General features: G+C 64.2%; 20 protein-coding genes. 13 read left to right on the forward strand and 7 right to left on the reverse strand.

Annotation, left to right across the window (positions count from 1 at the left end; genetic code table 11):
* Window positions 1-110: 110 nt before the first annotated feature.
* Window positions 111-419, reverse strand: coding sequence for a non-histone chromosomal MC1 family protein (locus CP557_RS15570; RefSeq protein WP_097380746.1), 309 nt, complete (start codon window positions 417-419; stop codon window positions 111-113).
* A gap of 238 nt (window positions 420-657) precedes the next feature.
* Here CP557_RS15570 and CP557_RS15575 point away from each other — a divergent pair, with 238 nt between their 5' ends.
* From CP557_RS15575 to CP557_RS15585, 3 genes are all read left to right on the forward strand, one after another.
* Window positions 658-855 (forward strand): SymE family type I addiction module toxin, encoded by a 198-nt coding sequence (locus tag CP557_RS15575; RefSeq protein WP_006185211.1) that lies wholly within the window; start codon window positions 658-660, stop codon window positions 853-855.
* Between the two features lie 396 nt (window positions 856-1,251).
* Window positions 1,252-2,505 (forward strand): tRNA (N(6)-L-threonylcarbamoyladenosine(37)-C(2))-methylthiotransferase, encoded by a 1,254-nt coding sequence (locus CP557_RS15580; protein WP_097380747.1) that lies wholly within the window; start codon window positions 1,252-1,254, stop codon window positions 2,503-2,505.
* Between the two features lie 94 nt (window positions 2,506-2,599).
* Window positions 2,600-2,965 carry a helix-turn-helix domain-containing protein gene (locus CP557_RS15585; protein ID WP_097380748.1) on the forward strand — a complete coding sequence of 122 codons (366 nt, stop codon included), beginning with the start codon at window positions 2,600-2,602 and terminating at the stop codon, window positions 2,963-2,965.
* Window positions 2,966-3,036: 71 nt separating this feature from the next.
* Here CP557_RS15585 and CP557_RS15590 read toward each other — a convergent pair whose 3' ends face one another.
* The gene (locus tag CP557_RS15590; RefSeq protein ID WP_097380749.1) at window positions 3,037-3,516 is read right to left on the reverse strand and encodes a redoxin domain-containing protein; all 480 of its coding nucleotides are present in this window, start codon (window positions 3,514-3,516) and stop codon (window positions 3,037-3,039) included.
* A gap of 114 nt (window positions 3,517-3,630) precedes the next feature.
* Here CP557_RS15590 and CP557_RS15595 point away from each other — a divergent pair, with 114 nt between their 5' ends.
* A complete protein-coding gene (locus CP557_RS15595) occupies window positions 3,631-3,867 on the forward strand; it encodes a glutathione S-transferase N-terminal domain-containing protein (RefSeq protein ID WP_097380750.1) in 237 nt (78 codons plus the stop codon).
* A 90-nt stretch (window positions 3,868-3,957) separates the two neighbouring features.
* On the opposite strand, the gene CP557_RS15600 is transcribed toward CP557_RS15595, so the two are convergent.
* Window positions 3,958-4,371 carry a cupin domain-containing protein gene (locus tag CP557_RS15600; protein ID WP_097380751.1) on the reverse strand — a complete coding sequence of 138 codons (414 nt, stop codon included), beginning with the start codon at window positions 4,369-4,371 and terminating at the stop codon, window positions 3,958-3,960.
* 72 nt (window positions 4,372-4,443) lie between these two features.
* Complete coding sequence (locus tag CP557_RS15605; protein WP_097380752.1) at window positions 4,444-4,983, reverse strand: HIT family protein; 540 nt, start codon at window positions 4,981-4,983, stop codon at window positions 4,444-4,446.
* Between the two features lie 255 nt (window positions 4,984-5,238).
* Here CP557_RS15605 and CP557_RS15610 point away from each other — a divergent pair, with 255 nt between their 5' ends.
* Window positions 5,239-5,439 (forward strand): DUF7835 family putative zinc beta-ribbon protein, encoded by a 201-nt coding sequence (locus CP557_RS15610; RefSeq protein ID WP_097380753.1) that lies wholly within the window; start codon window positions 5,239-5,241, stop codon window positions 5,437-5,439.
* A 198-nt stretch (window positions 5,440-5,637) separates the two neighbouring features.
* On the opposite strand, the gene map is transcribed toward CP557_RS15610, so the two are convergent.
* Both map and CP557_RS23320 read right to left on the reverse strand, forming a co-directional pair.
* The gene (map, locus tag CP557_RS15615; RefSeq protein WP_097380754.1) at window positions 5,638-6,534 is read right to left on the reverse strand and encodes a type II methionyl aminopeptidase; all 897 of its coding nucleotides are present in this window, start codon (window positions 6,532-6,534) and stop codon (window positions 5,638-5,640) included.
* 76 nt (window positions 6,535-6,610) lie between these two features.
* Window positions 6,611-6,736 carry a hypothetical protein gene (locus CP557_RS23320; protein WP_277410060.1) on the reverse strand — a complete coding sequence of 42 codons (126 nt, stop codon included), beginning with the start codon at window positions 6,734-6,736 and terminating at the stop codon, window positions 6,611-6,613.
* 653 nt (window positions 6,737-7,389) lie between these two features.
* On the opposite strand from CP557_RS23320, the gene icd reads away from it, so the two are divergent.
* From icd to CP557_RS15630, 3 genes are all read left to right on the forward strand, one after another.
* On the forward strand, window positions 7,390-8,652 hold the full coding sequence (icd, locus tag CP557_RS15620; RefSeq protein WP_097380755.1) for an isocitrate dehydrogenase (NADP(+)): 1,263 nt from the start codon (window positions 7,390-7,392) through the stop codon (window positions 8,650-8,652).
* A gap of 440 nt (window positions 8,653-9,092) precedes the next feature.
* On the forward strand, window positions 9,093-10,142 hold the full coding sequence (locus CP557_RS15625; RefSeq protein WP_097380756.1) for a deoxyhypusine synthase: 1,050 nt from the start codon (window positions 9,093-9,095) through the stop codon (window positions 10,140-10,142).
* A 55-nt stretch (window positions 10,143-10,197) separates the two neighbouring features.
* Window positions 10,198-10,794 (forward strand): HAD family hydrolase, encoded by a 597-nt coding sequence (locus CP557_RS15630; RefSeq protein WP_097380757.1) that lies wholly within the window; start codon window positions 10,198-10,200, stop codon window positions 10,792-10,794.
* A gap of 33 nt (window positions 10,795-10,827) precedes the next feature.
* On the opposite strand, the gene CP557_RS15635 is transcribed toward CP557_RS15630, so the two are convergent.
* Window positions 10,828-11,214 (reverse strand): pyridoxamine 5'-phosphate oxidase family protein, encoded by a 387-nt coding sequence (locus CP557_RS15635; RefSeq protein WP_281255566.1) that lies wholly within the window; start codon window positions 11,212-11,214, stop codon window positions 10,828-10,830.
* 141 nt (window positions 11,215-11,355) lie between these two features.
* Here CP557_RS15635 and CP557_RS15640 point away from each other — a divergent pair, with 141 nt between their 5' ends.
* The 5 genes from CP557_RS15640 (at window position 11,356) to CP557_RS15660 (ending at window position 16,661) form a co-directional block, all read left to right on the forward strand.
* The gene (locus tag CP557_RS15640) at window positions 11,356-13,263 is read left to right on the forward strand and encodes a sensor histidine kinase (RefSeq protein WP_097380759.1); all 1,908 of its coding nucleotides are present in this window, start codon (window positions 11,356-11,358) and stop codon (window positions 13,261-13,263) included.
* A gap of 66 nt (window positions 13,264-13,329) precedes the next feature.
* Complete coding sequence (pdxT, locus tag CP557_RS15645) at window positions 13,330-13,947, forward strand: pyridoxal 5'-phosphate synthase glutaminase subunit PdxT (RefSeq protein ID WP_097380760.1); 618 nt, start codon at window positions 13,330-13,332, stop codon at window positions 13,945-13,947.
* A 78-nt stretch (window positions 13,948-14,025) separates the two neighbouring features.
* Window positions 14,026-15,006 carry an acetamidase/formamidase family protein gene (locus CP557_RS15650; protein ID WP_097380761.1) on the forward strand — a complete coding sequence of 327 codons (981 nt, stop codon included), beginning with the start codon at window positions 14,026-14,028 and terminating at the stop codon, window positions 15,004-15,006.
* Between the two features lie 147 nt (window positions 15,007-15,153).
* Window positions 15,154-16,302: a bacterio-opsin activator domain-containing protein gene (locus tag CP557_RS15655; RefSeq protein ID WP_097380762.1), complete on the forward strand. Its 1,149-nt coding sequence runs from the start codon at window positions 15,154-15,156 to the stop codon at window positions 16,300-16,302.
* Window positions 16,303-16,349: 47 nt separating this feature from the next.
* Window positions 16,350-16,661 carry a HalOD1 output domain-containing protein gene (locus tag CP557_RS15660; RefSeq protein WP_097380763.1) on the forward strand — a complete coding sequence of 104 codons (312 nt, stop codon included), beginning with the start codon at window positions 16,350-16,352 and terminating at the stop codon, window positions 16,659-16,661.
* Window positions 16,662-16,690 lie beyond the last annotated feature (29 nt).

The raw sequence follows: 16,690 nt of genomic DNA on the forward strand, positions 1-16,690 counted from the left end.
TCGTGGGGTCGCCGGTCACTCGGGCCAGGGGATCGCCTCACGCCTCGAGGAGGCACACTGCCATCGCTCGCGGGTGACTGCGCGCCGGAGAAATCTACCGATCGGACGACTTACTCTTCGAGGTGTTCGATCCCTTTCTTCGAGACGTTTGCCTCCGTGATTTCGCCGGGCATCCAGTCGGGCTTGTCGTCGGGAGCCGTCTCCTCCCACGCCCAGCCGTCGTAGATGTGGACCTTGTCCGTCCCCTTCTCTCGTAACCGGAGTTCGACGCGGTCGGCATCGTCCTCGCTCGAGCCCGGCTCGAGACGTCGGGCCGCCTTGAGCGCTGCCTGTCGGGGCGTGTTGCCCGAGAAGACGCTCGACTCGTCGCCGCCCGATTCGCGCAGTGCAAAGTTTCGTTTGCCGTCTTCACGTACCATGATCGTGGCCTCCGTGTCAGACCAGCACACGATCCGACATAAAGATATCCCCGAAAACCGACCGACTGCGCCGGTATCTTTAAGTATAGTGCGACCGGCGTTTTCTCGGAGTACTCACGGTCAGTGGTCGCCGCCCTCCCGGAATCATCGGGCGATCGGCGGTTGACGGCATTCGTTCGCTACGGCGTCGAAAACACTTAAGTATATCCTACGGCGAAGTTCGGAATAGAATCCCGCGATGGTACGGAAAAAGAAGCTGAGTCCAAGCGGTGCGAAAGACGACGACGGTAACTACCACAACGTCCACCTCAACCTCCACGAGGACGAACTCGAGGTCGCGGGCATGGATATCGGCGACGAGGTATTCGTCCGGGTCCGGGACGGCAAGATAATCATCCAGAAAGCGGACGAAGACGACGTCGAACACGAATTCTAACCGCTCACATCACACGGTTCTGACCAATTCTCCGTCTCATATGGCTGCTGTCGCTGCGTGCCGGCACGCTCCCACAGCGGGTCGTGAGTGCGCCGGACACGACTGATACGGTTTGCCGTCCCGATGCCCCGGTGGGACTGCAGGGCGGTCCCGGTCCCACCGGCACGGACAGGAGACCGTATGAGGGCCCGAGTTCCACTGTTCGAGTCTCGGCCTCTCGTCCGGGGCTGATCGCTACAGACGGGGATTGAGCGGTTCGGTCGCTCGCACACCACGGGATCGAAAATCATCCCTGCGGCCGAGACCTCCCCGTGGGCCGGTCCTCGAGACGCGATACTGCTCGCGGCCCCGATCCGTCGCGCTTTTGGCCCGCCGGACCGGATAGTCGATCGACGAATGGCCCGGTATCACATCGAAACGTACGGCTGTACGTCCAATCGCGGGGAGAGTCGCGAGATCGAGCGACGGCTCCGCGATGCGGGTCACTACCGGGTCGACGGCCCGGACGAAGCGGACGTCGCGATCCTCAACACCTGCACCGTCGTCGAGAAGACCGAACGCAACATGCTCCGGCGGGCCGAGGAACTGGCCGACGAAACGGCCGATCTCTTCATCACGGGCTGTATGGCCCTCGCACAGGGCGAGGAGTTCGCCCGAGCGGACGTCGACGGACAGGTGCTCCACTGGGACGAGGTCCCCGAAGCGGTCACCAACGGCGAGTGTCCGACGACGACGCCCGACGCCGATCCCATCCTCGACGGCGTCATCGGCATCCTCCCCATCGCGCGGGGCTGTATGTCCGACTGTTCGTACTGCATCACCAAGCAGGCGACGGGCAAGATCGACTCCCCCTCGATCGAGGAAAACGTCGAGAAGGCCCGGGCGCTGATCCACGCCGGCGCGAAGGAGCTCCGCATCACCGGCCAGGACACCGGCGTCTACGGCTGGGACGAGGGCGAGCGTAAGCTCCACCGCCTGCTCGAGGAGATCTGTGCGATCGACGGCGAGTTCCGCGTGCGCGTCGGGATGGCCAACCCGAAGGGCGTCCACGGCATCCGTGAGGAGTTGGCCGACGTCTTCGCCGAGTACGACGAACTCTACGACTTCCTGCACGCGCCCGTTCAGTCCGGCAGCGACGACGTGCTCGGCGACATGCGACGCCAGCATCAGGTCGAAGAGTACGTCGAGGTCGTCGAGGCCTTCGACGAGGCGCTGGACTACTGGACGCTCTCGACGGACTTCATCGTCGGTTTCCCCACGGAGACCGACCACGACCACGAGCAGTCGATGGCCCTGCTTCGCGAGACTCGCCCCGAAAAGATCAACGTCACTCGCTTCTCGAAGCGGCCGGGGACCGACGCCGCCGACATGAAGGGACTGGGTGGGACGATCAAGAAGGAACGCTCGAAGGAGATGAGCGAGGTCAAACGCGAGCTCGTCGCCGACGCCTACGCGGACATGGTCGGCGAGGTCCGCGAGGACTGTCTCGTCGTCGAGGACGGCACCGCCGACTCGGTGAAGTGTCGCGACGCCGCATACCGCCAGCTCATCGTCCAGAACGCGAGCGACTACGGGCTCGAGCCCGGCGATTTCGTCGATCTCGACGTGACTGCCCACGAGACGATGTACGCGTTCGGCGAGCCGGTATAGGGTCGCGCCGTCGGCACTATATCGGTGAAGATCGATCCTCAGTTCTCGGGAATAGGGTGAGATAGCAAAGTAAGAGCGCATCGAATCGTAACATATGTGCGAAACAGCCGATCAACCGACCCGGTGTCCGCGGATCGAACGGGATGGAGAGGTCGGGTGTAACCCCCACCGGATCATGGAGTTGCTCAACGACGACGACGCGCGAGCGGTGTATCTGTTCGTCGAGGAACCGGCGACGGTCCGTGACATCTCCGAGGCGCTCGACATCCCGCAATCGACGACGTACAGAAAGGTCGAGAGCCTCACGGAGGCCGGCCTCATCTCACAGCTCAACGAACGCTCGCGAACCGGTACCCCTGCACATTACGTTCGGGCCATGGACCACGTGTCGGTGACCTACGACGACCCGCTCCGAATCGAGTGTGCGTGCAACGGAAACCTCCTGTACTGTGAACCCTGACGACCGCCTCGTCGGGGTTTCGGTGGCGGGCTACTCGAGCGGACGGCACCCAAAGCGGGTCGTCCCTCGGATTACAGGTTCGCGACGGCGTTTTCGATCTCCTCGCGTGGAAGCGGCGAGATCCAGTCGTCCGCGACGAAGGCGTACTGTACCTCTCGGTCGGCATCGAGGACGAACGCGGACCGCCAGGGGGCCGAGACGTTCGCCATGTGTGAGCGGTCGGCGAGCAGGTCGAGCGATTCGCTCACGTCGCCGTCGACGTCGGCGAAAAACCGGAAGTCGGGTCGGTCCAACCAGCGAAGGAACTCGTTTTGCGCGTAGGGCCCATCGCGGCTCACGCCGAGTACCGGAACGTCCTCGAACTCGTCCCAGCCGGCCCGAACGAACTGCTTCCACCAGTTCTGTGCGATCGCGCTGAACGCGAATCCGGTACAGATGACGACGCCCCCTCGAGCGCCGAGCGCATCGGAGACGGCCGTCGAGCGAAACGTCTCGCCGTCACACAGGAGCGCCTCGAAGTCGGCAACGGTCTCACCCTCTGTCGGTGGCATACGCGAGGATGCGCCCGCGGGGACAAAAAACTCCGTTCTGCGGCCGATCCGACCGCCGAGGGAGTGCCCGCGGCGGCACATACCCTTTTGACGGCTGGGCCACTACCCGTAGTCATGTTCACGCTCTACCGCCTGGAAGGCTGTCCGTACTGTGAGCACGTCGTGGATCGACTCGAGGAACTCGACGTCGACTACGAGAGCGTCTGGGTCGAGGGGCTCCACTCGAAACGGAACGAGGTCAAACGCGTCTCGGGCCAGCGGCAGGTCCCGGTCATCATCGACGACAACCGGGGTGTGACGATGGCCGAATCCGAACGGATCCTCGATTACCTCGAGACGACGTACGCCTGATACGGGTTGCTGTCCCGAGTGGTCGGCGACCTCACAGCCGGGTCGTGGGGTCGGCCAACACTGACTGTCAGCGGTCCGTCCGAGCGGCAGTTACTCGTCGTCGCCGTCCTCGAGACTGTGCGGATCGAGTCCCGGATCCTCGGTCGCGGGTGCGCCGATCGCGAGGACGACGCCCTCCTCGTCGCCGACGTTTCGGTGGCCGTGGCCGATCTCCGGTTTGGCGATCCAGAACGTCCCCGGTCCGGCCTCGACGTACTCTTCGTCCCCCGAGCGACCGAGCTTCAGCGAGAATTCGCCCTCGAGAACGTAGTACAGTTCCTCCTGTTCGGAGTGGGCGTGATACTGGATCTCGTCGCCGGGCTCGAAGTACCAGAGTTTGAGGTTGAGCGCGTCGGTCTCGAAGAACTCGTCGAGCGCGCGGATGCGTAGATCCGGCGGAATCTCGTCGACGTCGGAGAGGTCGGTCATCGGTACGTCCTCCGTCTGCACCACTTCGTACTCCATGCTATCTTACCACACGAAAACGATCACCAAAAACCTCCCGTTGCCCGCTCGAGAGATCGGACCGCCGACCCGTCACTCGAATACGACGGCACTAGTCTCGTCGGGGACGGTCGCGCCCGCCTGGGCGGCGAACGCCTCGTGGACGTGGTCGTACGTCGCTTCGAGCGCCTCGACGATCACCGTCGTCTCACTGAGGACCGGCATGAAGTTGGTATCCCCCTGCCACCGCGGGACAATGTGCGTGTGGAGGTGATCGTCGATCGAGCCGCCGGCCCCGTCACCGAGGTTCAAGCCTGCATTGAAGCCGTCCGGCTCGAGTGCAGCGTCGAGTGCATCGAACGTTCGCTGTTTCAAGCGGGCATGATCGAGCAGGACATCGTCGTCGAGCGCCCCGTACTCGCCGGTGTGGGTTTTGGGTATTACCATGAGGTGGCCAGGATTGTACGGATAATTGTTCAACATGACGAACGCGTGTTCGCTTCGTGCGACGATCAGGCTCTCCCGATCGGCATCCCGTTCGGGCAACTCACAGAAGACACACTCCTCGATGTCGGGATTCTTTTCCTCACGCCGGATCCACTCGATTCGCCACGGTGCGAACACTTGCTCCATGTGTACCACCTCTCGAGGGCGTCCTAAAGCGTTTCAGTCCGCTATCAACCCTTCACTAGTAATGGTAATAACCCGGATAAAACTATGCCACAGTACCCCATAATTCCGATAAAAAGACACCAAAAAGCCATCTAAACGGTATAGAGCCATCTCAGTCCGTTTCACGAATAAGTTAACGCCGTATTGCGATTTTGGCGACCCACGGGGAAAAACGAAACGGGGATTTAATAGAGGGATACCGCGAGTAATACAGCAATGGCAACGACTGACGACTCTGTTAACGGGATGACCGAGCACTGCGAGGAATGCGACTTGGAAACGCTCCACGAAGTCTCGGTCCAGATCAGGACCGAGAGCCTCAAACAGGAGAACGCACAGTTCTCCCGCGAACCCTACCGCGTGAGCGAGTGCCAGCGGTGTGGCAACCGTTCGAGCCAGCGGATGAACAACGCTTGAGTCTTCCGCGTGACGGCCGTCGACAACCAGGAATCGTCCTCGTTGCTCGGTCTTCCGGTTCTTTCGAACGATAGTAGCGATTCGACACTCTCGCCAGTACTGAGAGGATCGGTATCGATACGGCCCCGAAGAGTCGCCGAAACGCCGTGTTGGATTACGGGTATCGACGAGTAAAACGCCGGTCAGTCGCGACGATGATCACTCGGTCGTGACTTCGCAGCCGCTCTCGGTAATGATGATCGTGTGCTCTTTCTGGCTGACGAGGGAGCCGTCGTCTTCCTTGAGCACCGGATAGCCGTGGACGATGTCGTTGCGCTTGAGCCGACGCAGCGCCATCTCGGGACGATCCGTCTCGAGCCAGCGGGTCGCGAACGGCAGCGTACGGAACTCCTCGGTGATCTGGTCGAGGGCGTCACGGGCCTGTCTGTTGCGGACGGTTCCCTCGCGCTCGAGCGAGAAGATTTCCTCGCTGGCACCCTCGGTGACCTTCCCACCGCCGTCGGTCGCGAACGGTTCGATCGCGACCACGTCGCCGACTTCAAGGGTCGTCCCCTGCGAGACGGCGCGGTTCGGGATGTTCGGGCTCGTGTGTTGTTCCCAGTGGCCCAGCCCGTGACCGGTGAGGTTGACGACGGGGTTGTAGCCGTAGCCGTCGATCACGTCCTCGATTTCCGCGCCGATCTCACCGGTGTCGATGCCTGGCTCGATGATGTCGATCGCCGCCTCGAGGGCCTGTTCGGAGGCCTCCGCGAGTTCGGGATTGCCCGAGAGGTCAACCGTGATCGCGGTGTCGGCCAGCCAGCCATCGACGTGGACGCCGATGTCGAGGTTGACCATCTCCTCGCCGAAGGTCGTCTCGTCGTCGATCGACGGCGTCGCGTGGGCGGCCTCCTCGTCGATCGAGATGTTGACGGGGAACGCGGGTTTCGCGCCGAGTTCCCGGATCCGGTCTTCGGCGTACTCGGCGACCTCGAGGTGGCTCGCGCCGACCTCGACGCGTTCGGCGGTTTCTTCGCGCACCTGCGCGAGGATCTCCCCCGCTTCGCGGTGTTTCTCGTACTGCTCGGACTCGAGGTCCACCTCGGATTCGGCCATGCCCGGAGGTTAGATAGGTCGACAAAAAGAGGTTCCGTCTCTCCGTCGGCCGGCGTCTGCCGGTCGATTCTCAGGGTCAGTGGCTCTCGGACCGACCGTCGACCCAGTTACACTCGGGGCAGGCAGCGACTCCCTGGACGTTCGACAGCGTCACGGTACAGCGTGGACACTGGCTGGCAGCGTGCTGTGGCGCTCGAAGCATGATCGATGGAACGGGTACGTCAATAATAAATATACACCACGACGATCGTCGAACACCAACGGATGGCCGGTGTTCGTCGAGCTTCGAAAGCGCAAGCAGTGAACGAATAGGGACGACGACGGCGCGACTACCGGACCTGGCGCCGGTCCCACGGCTCAAGGAGTGTATGATCCATTTCAACGCGTCCTATACGGATGGATGACGCCCGTTCACGAACGAAACGACACACAGCGGCACGAGGTTCCGTGAAACGGTCGCCACGAGTTATACTCACCCCGGCCGCACGTCGGATCGGCGTGAGAAACGCCACCGACCCGGGTCTCGAGGGCCGTGCTCTCGACACGCGGGACCGGGGACACGACCGACATCCCGGCGGGTGGACCACCCCGGTCTCGAGTCGCGGTCAGCGGCGGTTTGTCACGCCGGACGTGCCGTGTTCGGCGCTCCGGAAACTGCTGATTTTACGACGAACCACCCCCTTATTTGACGGTTTTTTATATGGTCTCGGAGAACGGTTTCCCGAATTCACCGCGTCTATCGGCTGTTTTCGGCGTTCACTGAGGGTGCGGAGCGAATGGGTATCGTTCAATTTTTGCCGAGCCGCGATGGAAATGGTAGACCTTTTACCCCCGTCGAAGAACCGTACAGACGAGATGAGCTACGACAAGATCGAGGTCCCCGAGGAGGGGGAGCAGATCACGCTGAAAGCGGGTACCGAGGACGAACTCGAGGTACCTGACAACCCGATTATTCCGATTATCTACGGTGACGGCGTCGGGAGCGACGTCGGCCCCGCCGCACAGGCAGTCCTGGAAGCCGCCGCGGAAGCGACCGGCCGCGACATCAACTGGATGCGGCTGTACGCCGGCGAATCCGCCCGGGAGAAGTACGACGAGAACCTGCCACAGGAAACCGTTGAAGCGATCAAGGAACACCGTGTCGCGATCAAGGGTCCCCTGACGACCCCCGTCGGTGCCGGATTCCGCTCGCTGAACGTCGCCCTGCGGAAGAAACTCGACCTCTACGCGAACGTCCGACCGACCTATCACCTCGACGGCGTTCCGTCCCCAGTCAAGAACCCCGGCGAGATGGACATGGTCACCTTCCGCGAGAACACGGAAGACGTCTACGCCGGCATCGAGTGGGAAGCCGGTACCGACGAGGTCCAGCAGGTCAAGGAGTTCGTCGAGGACGACATGGGCTTCGACAGCACCATCCACGACGGCCCCGTCGGCATCGGCGTCAAGCCGATCACGGAGTTCGGGACGAAGCGCCTCGTCCGCCGCGCCATCGACTACGCCCTCGAGCACGACCGCGACTCGGTCACGCTGGTCCACAAGGGCAACATCATGAAGTTCACCGAGGGCCAGTTCCGCGACTGGGGCTACGAGGTCGCCGAAGAGGAGTACGGTGAGGAAGTCATCACCGAGGACACCCTCTGGGAGGAGAAGGACGGCGAAGCGCCCGACGACGCGGTCGTCGTCAACGACCGCATCGCGGACAACATGCTCCAGCAGATCCTGACCCGGACCGACGAGTACGACGTCGTTGCGACGATGAACCTCAACGGGGACTACATGTCCGACGCCTGTGGCGCACAGATCGGTGGCCTCGGCATCGCCCCCGGTTCCAACTTCGGCGACGGCCTCCTGCTGGCCGAGCCCGTCCACGGCTCCGCGCCCAAGTACGAAGGCCAGGACAAGGTCAACCCGACCGCCATGATCCTCTCGGGCCGCATGATGCTCGAGTACCTCGGCTGGTCCGACGCCGCCGACCTCGTCCGCGACGCCGTCGAGGAGACCATCTCCTCGGGCAAGGTCACCTACGACCTCGAGCGCCAGCTCGAGGACGCCGAGAAACTCGCCACCAGCGAGTTCGCCGAGGAAGTCGTCAGCAACATCGAGAAACTGGCGTAAGCCAGCTTCTCGTCCGCTTTCGGTTTCGCCGCAAGAACATCGAGAAACTGGCGTAAGCCAGCTTCTCGTCCGCTTTCGGTTTCGCCGCAAGAACATCGAGAAACTGGCGTAAGCCAGCTTCTCGTCCGCTTTCGGTTTCGCCGCAAGAACATCGAGAAACTGGCGTAAGCCAGCTTCTCGTCCGCTTTCGGTTTCGCCGCAAGAACATCGAGAACCTCTCGTAGAGCGCGTTTCGGGCGTTCAAAGCGCCCGTCGCGTTCCGACGGTATCGAATCGGACGCGACCCGAACTCCGATCGTATCGGTCTTTCTTTCTATCGGCCTCGAGCGGGTCGTCCACCGGGTACCGTTCCGTCGGGTGTCGAGACGCTGTCGACGTCGTGGCCGTCGTGATCGGGCCGAACCGCGGCGTTCAAACCGCTGGCCCGCGGATGCGAGGACATGAGCGACGAGCACGATCACGGGGGCGACGGCGGCGAGGAGGACGGTCACCACGACCACGACCGGGACACGTTCGCACACGACCCGGTCGGCCACGCCGAGGTTCGGGCCGGGATGACGGTCGGCGAACTCGCCGACGAGTACGGTTCGGCCGGCGTCGGCGCGGCGGACCTCCACGAGGCCGTCGACGTGACCGAGGCGATGTTCGATGACGACGTAACCGTCTTCTTCGGCCTCGCGGGCGCGATGGTGCCGACGGGAATGCGGGCGATCGTCGCCGACCTGATCCGGGACGGCTACATCGACGTCCTCGTCACGACGGGTGCGAATCTCACGCACGATTCCATCGAGGCCATCGGCGGCAAACACCACCACGGTGCCGTCCACGCCGAGGGAAAGACCGAACGCGAACACGACGAGACGCTCCGTGACGAGGGCGTCGACCGCATCTACAACGTCTACCTCCCACAGGAGTTCTTCGCGACTTTCGAATCCCACCTGCGCGAGGAGGTCTTCCCGCCGCTCGAGGAGGAGGGCGTCGTCCCCATCCAGCGGCTCACGGAGGAACTCGGCCGCGCCAACGCCGAGATCAACGAGCGCGAGGGAATCGACGAGGACGCCGGCATCGCCGCCGCGGCCTACGAGAACGACGTACCGATCTACTGCCCCGCGATTCAGGACTCCGTGCTCGGCCTGCAGGCGTGGATGTACTCCCAGACCTCCGACTTCTCGCTCGACGCGCTGGCGGACATGACCGGCCTGACCGACATCGCCTACGACACCGAGGAAGCCGGCGCGTTCGTCGTCGGCGGCGGCGTCCCCAAGAACTTCACCCTCCAGACGATGCTCGTCACCCCCGGCGCGTACGACTACGCCGTCCAGCTCACCATGGACCCCAAACAGACCGGCGGCCTCTCCGGCGCGACCTTAGACGAAGCCCGCTCGTGGGGCAAACTCGAGAAAGACGCCGACAACGTCTCCGTCTACGCCGACGCGACGATCACGCTGCCGCTCGTGGTCGCAGCGGCTCGAGAACGGCTCGAGGAGTAGTGCGCCAATCGTTTCACCCAAACTACTTTTCACGTGTCGGTAGGAACGTCCGTCCATGACGGCGATCGTCTTCGATCTGGACGGAACGGTACTCCACACCGACCGGGAGTACCGGGACCTGCTGGCGAACGCGATCGCGGACGTTCGAGGCGACGCCCCCGCGGAGTGGCTCGAGGCCTACGACGAAGCCTTCGTCGACCTCTTTTCGGCATGTGACCCCGACCCGGTACGGCGGGCGTTCGCCCGGATCGACGGCTGTACGGATCCCGAGCCATACGTGCGGGCACTCCACGAGCGGGAAATCGAGTCGCTGTCCCCGCCGGAGAACGCTCACACCGACCTCGAACGGCTGGCCGAGTCGTTCGAACTCGGCGTGCTCACGAACGGGCTCCGCGAGTGGCAACTGGCGAAGCTTCGAGCACACGATCTCGAGGCGTATTTCGACGCGGTGGTCGCCTCCTACGAGGTGGGGGCACACAAGCCGGACGCGGCACCGTACCGGGCACTCGAGGAGCGACTGCCGGCGGATCGGTACGGAATGGTCGGAGATAGCGAGAGCGACGTCGACGGGGCAAAGAACGTCGGCTGGTCCGCGTCCCGGTACGATGGCGGCGAGTTCGGAGCGCTTGCCGAGGATCTCTTTCAGCGGTGAATCCACACGAGGTCTCGCCGTTCCGGGTCGGCGTCAGTACGTCTGATAGGATGCCGACCCGATATCGATCCGGACCAGCGTGTTGTCGGCGTGGGCGTCTGGGTCCGCGTCGTACTTCTCGTTGATCCGGCGACGAGCCGACGCGGTCTCGGCTGCGTCGTCGACGACCGTTGCCGTCCCGAGCAGCGTCACCATCCACTGAGTCTGCCCGGCCTCGTCTTTCTGTACCGACAGCGCAACCCGCGGGTTCCGCCTGACATTCGCCAGCTTCCGGCCCGTCGTCACGATCTCGATGCCCCCATCGGCGTACCGATACCAGACCGGCGCGACGTGAGGGCGTCCCTCCACGCTGGTCGCCAGATGGGCCATCAGGGGTTCACTCTCGAGGAGTCGCTCCGCCGTCGGTGGTATCGTCGACACGCTCGTGGTACCGTGGGGTAGGAGTAAAAACAGCCGGCGTGACGATGCCAGTGGACCGACACGACGGAATTTCGACGGACGGACCGCCATACCGTTTATTACTGTGTAGTGCCTGTCCGTCACGTATTCGAGACTCCGTGCATGACTAAGCAGCCCGCCGCTTCGGTGCCACCCTCGACGGATGGAATCAGTGTCGGCTACGTCAGTGACGACCCGACAGCGACCGAGATTCCGGAGGCACTCGAGGGAGCCAACGACCGGCTCACAGTCGAATCGATCAGCGACGACACAGCCCTCGAGCGCGTCCGGACGAATCGAATCGAGTGCCTCGTCGGTCGGACCACGGCCGACGATCCCCATCGGTATCCGTTGCTGGACCGCGTTCGCGAGGAAGATCCGCGGCTCCCCGTCTTCCTCGTCACCGACGGCTGGGACGAGGCCGCTGCCAGCGCCGCACTCGAGGCCGGAGCGACCGGGTGTCTGGCCGAATCGAGCGCCGTTCACGGGACCCGACTCGCGACGCGAATCGAACGGGCGGTCGAGCAGATAACTCGAGGGAACGAACGCGAGGCCACGCTCGAGCGAATCACCGGTGCCTTCGTCTCGATCGACGCCGACTGGGAGTACACCTACGTCAACGAACAGGCCAGCGACCTGCTCGAACGGCCACGGGACGCACTCATCGGAGCATCGGTACAGTCGGTGTTTCCGGAGATCGTCGACAGCGAGATCGAGCACCAACTCGAGACCGCCCTCGAGGAGCAACTGCCAGTCACGTTCACCGAGTATTTCACACCCCTCGAACGCTGGCTGGAGATCCGAGCCTACCCCTCCGAAGACGGCCTCTCGATCTTCTTTACCGACGTCACCGACCGAATTCGAGCCGAAGCGGAACTCGAGGCGAACGTCGCCGCACTACAGACGCTCTACGACGTCTCGACCAGAACCGACGCCTCGCTCGACGAGAAGCTCCCGGCCCTGCTCGACCTCGGCTGTGACTACCTCGAGCTTCCCGACGGGTTCCTGACCAGGATCAACCTCGACGAGCGGACACAGACGGTCGTCGAATCGCGGAGCGATCATCCGCTGCTTCAGGCCGGCGAATCCTGCCCGCTCGCGGAGGCCTACTGCCGGAAGACGATCAAGACCCACGAACTCGTCACCGTCGCGAACGCGCCCGACGAGGGTTGGACCGGCGATCCGGCCTACGAGCTGTTCGAGCTCGGGAGCTACGTCGGCGCGAAGGTGACCGTCGACGGCGCCATCTGGGGGACCCTCTGTTTCGCCTCGAGGGAACCTCGCGGCGGGAGCGGCTTCTCCGAGGCCGAGCGGTCGCTGGTCAAACTGATGGCCAAGTGGGTCAGCTACGAGACCGAGCGCGAACAGTCCCGTGAGACGCTCGAGCGCCAGAACGACCGGTTACAGGCGTTCACCAGCGTCGTCTCCCACGACCTGCGGAACCCGTTGAACGTCGCACAGGGCTCGCTGACACTGGCACGGGAGGGCGATCGGTCGCAACTGGCGGAGTGTGAAGCGGCACTCGAGCGGATGGAACAGCTGATCGACGAACTCCTGTCGCTGGCCGAGCAGGGGGCGACGACCGCCGACCTCGAGCCGGTGTCGGTCCAGGACTGCGCGACGAAGGCCTGGTCGATGGTCGACACCGGCGACGCCGCCCTCGACCTCGAGGCAGCGCCCTGGATTCGGGCCGATCCCGACCGGCTCCAACAGTTGCTCGAGAACCTGTTCCGGAACGCGCTCGATCACGGCGTCCCCGAAGACGGGACCAGCGCCGAGCTAGCGGTCTCGGTCGGCACCTGCGAGAACGGGTTCTACGTCGCCGACACCGGAGCAGGGATTCCCGACGACGTCCGCGAGACGATCTTCGACATCGGCGTGACGACCGACGAGGACGGTACCGGGTTCGGTCTCGGCATCGTCGAACGGGTCGCCGACGCCCACGACTGGGATCTCGAGGCGACGGCGAGCGAGGCGGGGGGCGCTCGCTTCGAACTGACCGGCGTCGCCCGGTCACACGACGGACGCTGAGGGGACACGCCCAGCCCCCGATCTCGTGGCGCGAACTTTTTCACCGCACCCTCCATACCCCCGGCCATGTCACTGACTGCGGGCGTCGTCGCGGTCCAAGGCGACGTCGAGGAACACGCGGCCGCCATCGAACGCGCCGCCCAGGCCCACGGCCGCGAGGTCACGGTCCGCGAGATCCGCGATGCCGGGATCGTCCCCGACTGCGACCTGCTGGCGATGCCCGGCGGCGAATCGACGACCATCTCCAGGCTGGTCCACAGCGAGGGGATCGCCCCCGAGATTCGGGATCACGTCGCCGCCGGCAAACCGCTTCTCGCGACCTGTGCCGGCCTGATCGTCGCCTCGAGCGATGCCGGCGACGACCGGGTCGACGAACTCGAAGTGCTCGACGTGAGCGTCGAGCGCAACGCCTTCGGCCGGCAGAAGGACAGTTTCGAAGCACCGCTCGCGGTCGACGGGCTCGCGGACCCCTACCCCGCAGTGTTCATTCGTGCGCCCGCCATCGACGCGGTCGGCGACGCCGACGTACTGGCGTCGTGGGACGGCCGCCCGGTCGCGGTCCGTGACGGCTCGGTCGTTGGCACCTCGTTTCACCCCGAACTGACTGCCGACAGTCGGATTCACGGCCTGGCTTTCTTCGAAAACGAGGCCGCAGCGGTACCAACGCTCGAGGACGCGCGGTAGTCGGCCCGACGTGTACAGGAGACGAGTGGGGCGAGGCGGGCGACTGTTTTATACCGGCACGCGATGTGCTGCAGGAACATGTCGAGCGGACACGACGCCTCAGCGTACGAGATAGCTGCCGACGACGAGACGATTCACAGCGCGTGGGATAACGACCTCGAGCCAGTGCGGACGATCGAGCCCGGCGATGTCGTCCGCTTCACCTGTCGGGACTCGACGGGCGGACAGCTCGGCCCCGACTCGACGGTCACCGATGTCGCCGACCTCGACATCGACCGGGTCCACACGCTGACCGGTCCCGTCGCGATCGACGGTGCCCGCCCGGGCGACGTCCTCGAAATCGAACTGCTCGAGGTCGACCACCGGGGCTGGGGGTTCACGTTGATCCTCCCGAGCGAGGCGGAACTCGGGCTCTTAGCTGACGAATTCCCGGATCCGGCACTGTACGTCTGGGAGTTCGACGGTGACGTCGCTCGGTTCGCGAACGACATCGAGGTCCCGCTCGATCCGTTTCCCGGCGTTCTCGGCGTCGCACCCGCCGAGGACGGCACCCACGAGACGTTCCCGCCGCGGTCGGTCGGGGGAAACATGGACGTCAAACAACTCACGGCGGGCTCGACGCTGTACCTCCCCGTCGCGGTCGACGATGCCCTGTTCAGCGTCGGCGATGGACACGCTGCCCAGGGGGACGGCGAAGTCTGCGGGACCGGAATCGAGGCTCCGATGGACGTCACCTGTCGGTTCGACCTCCGGTCGGACCTGTCGATCGACCAGCCCCAGTTCGAGACCTCGGGACCGTTCACCTCGAGCGGCCGGGACGAGCCGATGTACGGGACGACGGGGATCGCGGACGACCTGCAGGAGGCCGCCAGAGCCGCCGTCCGGCAGATGATCGACCACCTCGAGACCGAACGCGACCTCGAGCGCAACGAGGCCTACATGCTGTGCTCGGTGGCCGTCGACCTGAAGATCAACGAGGTGGTCAACGCCCCGAACTGGGTCGTCTCCGCGTACCTTCCGGAAGGGATCTTCTCCGAGGACCGCCGCCGGTCAGCGTGACGGCCGGTGGTATGCATTTATCCGTCGGAGCCGTACCAACGATATGAGTCGGTATCGACACTCGGAAAGAGCGAACGACCGATCCACTGAGACGCAAAGCGAGCGACTCGAGGCGGCTCCCCCGTGCCTCGGGCGGACGAGAGCGTGATGACGGACTCATCGGCGGGCGGATTTCGCGACGGTGATCCGGTCGAACGCGACTCGAACAAGAGCGAGTCACGGCGGCCGCTTCCGGCCGCCCTCGCGCGACGGTTCGTCGACGCGTGTCCGGTCAGCGCCATCCTAATCGATGCGACGGGCGAGATCGCCCACGCGACCGACCGCGCCGCGGAGACGCTTGGACTCGCGCGCGAGGAACTCGTCGGCCGACCGTACGATCCGTCCGAGTGGGGCCTTTACTACGACGACGAAACGCCCGTTCCCGTCGACGACCACCCCGTTACGCGCGTCTTCGAAACGGGCGAACCGGTCGTCGGGTTCGAACACTGGATCGAACGCCCGGACGGCGGCGAGCGGTGGTTCTCGAGCAACGCCGCGCCCCTGTTCGACGAGGACGGCACCGTCGAGTACGTCGCCATCGCGTTCGAGGACGTGACCGCGCTGAAGCGAGACGAGAAGCGCCTGACCAGCGACCACGTCCGGCTGCTCGAGTTCCGTGCGGACGAATCGGCGGTCCCGCCCTCGCTGCGGGTCGAGGACGAACGGACGTGGATCGACATCGATTCCGTCGTCTCACTCCCCGACGGGACCACCGTCCAGTATATGGGGACGTCGGATCTCACCGCGAGCGACTTCGTCACCGTCACCGAAGAAGTGCCCCACTACCTCGATGCGCGGCTGCTCAGTTCGGTCGACGGCTACAATCGCATCGAAGCCCACTCGGCATCCGAGACGGTCGCCCACGTGTTCTCCGCGCTCGGCGGTCGTCCCCGCGAGATCGTCATTGCGTCCGACGAGGTCAGGTTCCGCGGCGAACTTCCCGGTGACGTGGATCACCGGCAGGCCGGGAACGAGATCCGGCGGTTCCACCCCGATGCCGAACTGGTCGCCGAGAAACTCGTCTACTCGCCCCAACTGCTGTACGACATCGTCGCGGACGCGCTCACCGACCGACAGCTGGCCGCGCTCGACGCCGCGTACTTCAGCGGCTACTTCGCCACGCCGCGGACCAGCACCGGCGACGAGTTGGCGGATCGGTTCGGCGTCACCCGCCAGACGTTCAACCAGCACCTCCGAAAGGCGGAGCAGATCGTCTTCCAGCACCTCTTCGAGAAGTCCGGCGCGGAGGGCCACTGACTAGTCAGCGTCACCCCTTAGAACGACATCTGTGATACTAGATTTCAATGAGTAACGATACAGCCCGCTCCAGCCCTTCTCCGTCTCGACCGGCCAGTGATGACAGTTCGGAGTTTGACGGTCGACTCGACGACGGTTCCGACACGATCATCCTCGAGATCGTCGAAACCGTGGCGGCCATGACGAACCAGGAACTCGTCGCGATGTCGCCCCTCTACGACACGATCGATCCCGAAGCGCTCACCGACCTCGTAACGTCCGCTCGAGACCAGTCCCTCGACGTTTCCTTTTCCTACGAAGGCTGTCGAGTGACCGTCTCGAACGACGACTGTGTCGTTATCGAAGCGACGGAGCGCTGAACGCGTCAGCACCCCGGCCCGACCCAGGC

This window comes from Natrinema ejinorense (genome assembly GCF_002494345.1).
GTDB lineage: Archaea > Halobacteriota > Halobacteria > Halobacteriales > Natrialbaceae > Natrinema > Natrinema longum.

Bases quoted from the DNA above. Each gene is read 5' to 3' on its own strand.
- CP557_RS15580 (WP_097380747.1), top strand. From the start codon at position 1,252: ATGGCCCGGTATCACATCGAAACGTACGGCTGTACGTCCAATCGCGGG.
- map (WP_097380754.1), bottom strand. From the start codon at position 6,534: ATGGCCGAATCCGAGGTGGACCTCGAGTCCGAGCAGTACGAGAAACAC.
- CP557_RS15640 (WP_097380759.1), top strand. From the start codon at position 11,356: ATGACTAAGCAGCCCGCCGCTTCGGTGCCACCCTCGACGGATGGAATC.
- CP557_RS15585 (WP_097380748.1), top strand. From the start codon at position 2,600: ATGTGCGAAACAGCCGATCAACCGACCCGGTGTCCGCGGATCGAACGG.
- CP557_RS15590 (WP_097380749.1), bottom strand. From the start codon at position 3,516: ATGCCACCGACAGAGGGTGAGACCGTTGCCGACTTCGAGGCGCTCCTG.
- CP557_RS15600 (WP_097380751.1), bottom strand. From the start codon at position 4,371: ATGGAGTACGAAGTGGTGCAGACGGAGGACGTACCGATGACCGACCTC.
- pdxT (WP_097380760.1), top strand. From the start codon at position 13,330: ATGTCACTGACTGCGGGCGTCGTCGCGGTCCAAGGCGACGTCGAGGAA.
- CP557_RS15650 (WP_097380761.1), top strand. From the start codon at position 14,026: ATGTCGAGCGGACACGACGCCTCAGCGTACGAGATAGCTGCCGACGAC.
- CP557_RS15625 (WP_097380756.1), top strand. From the start codon at position 9,093: ATGAGCGACGAGCACGATCACGGGGGCGACGGCGGCGAGGAGGACGGT.
- CP557_RS15595 (WP_097380750.1), top strand. From the start codon at position 3,631: ATGTTCACGCTCTACCGCCTGGAAGGCTGTCCGTACTGTGAGCACGTC.
- CP557_RS15575 (WP_006185211.1), top strand. From the start codon at position 658: ATGGTACGGAAAAAGAAGCTGAGTCCAAGCGGTGCGAAAGACGACGAC.
- CP557_RS15610 (WP_097380753.1), top strand. From the start codon at position 5,239: ATGGCAACGACTGACGACTCTGTTAACGGGATGACCGAGCACTGCGAG.
- CP557_RS15660 (WP_097380763.1), top strand. From the start codon at position 16,350: ATGAGTAACGATACAGCCCGCTCCAGCCCTTCTCCGTCTCGACCGGCC.
- CP557_RS15605 (WP_097380752.1), bottom strand. From the start codon at position 4,983: ATGGAGCAAGTGTTCGCACCGTGGCGAATCGAGTGGATCCGGCGTGAG.
- CP557_RS15655 (WP_097380762.1), top strand. From the start codon at position 15,154: ATGACGGACTCATCGGCGGGCGGATTTCGCGACGGTGATCCGGTCGAA.
- CP557_RS23320 (WP_277410060.1), bottom strand. From the start codon at position 6,736: ATGCTTCGAGCGCCACAGCACGCTGCCAGCCAGTGTCCACGCTGTACC.
- CP557_RS15630 (WP_097380757.1), top strand. From the start codon at position 10,198: ATGACGGCGATCGTCTTCGATCTGGACGGAACGGTACTCCACACCGAC.
- icd (WP_097380755.1), top strand. From the start codon at position 7,390: ATGAGCTACGACAAGATCGAGGTCCCCGAGGAGGGGGAGCAGATCACG.
- CP557_RS15570 (WP_097380746.1), bottom strand. From the start codon at position 419: ATGGTACGTGAAGACGGCAAACGAAACTTTGCACTGCGCGAATCGGGC.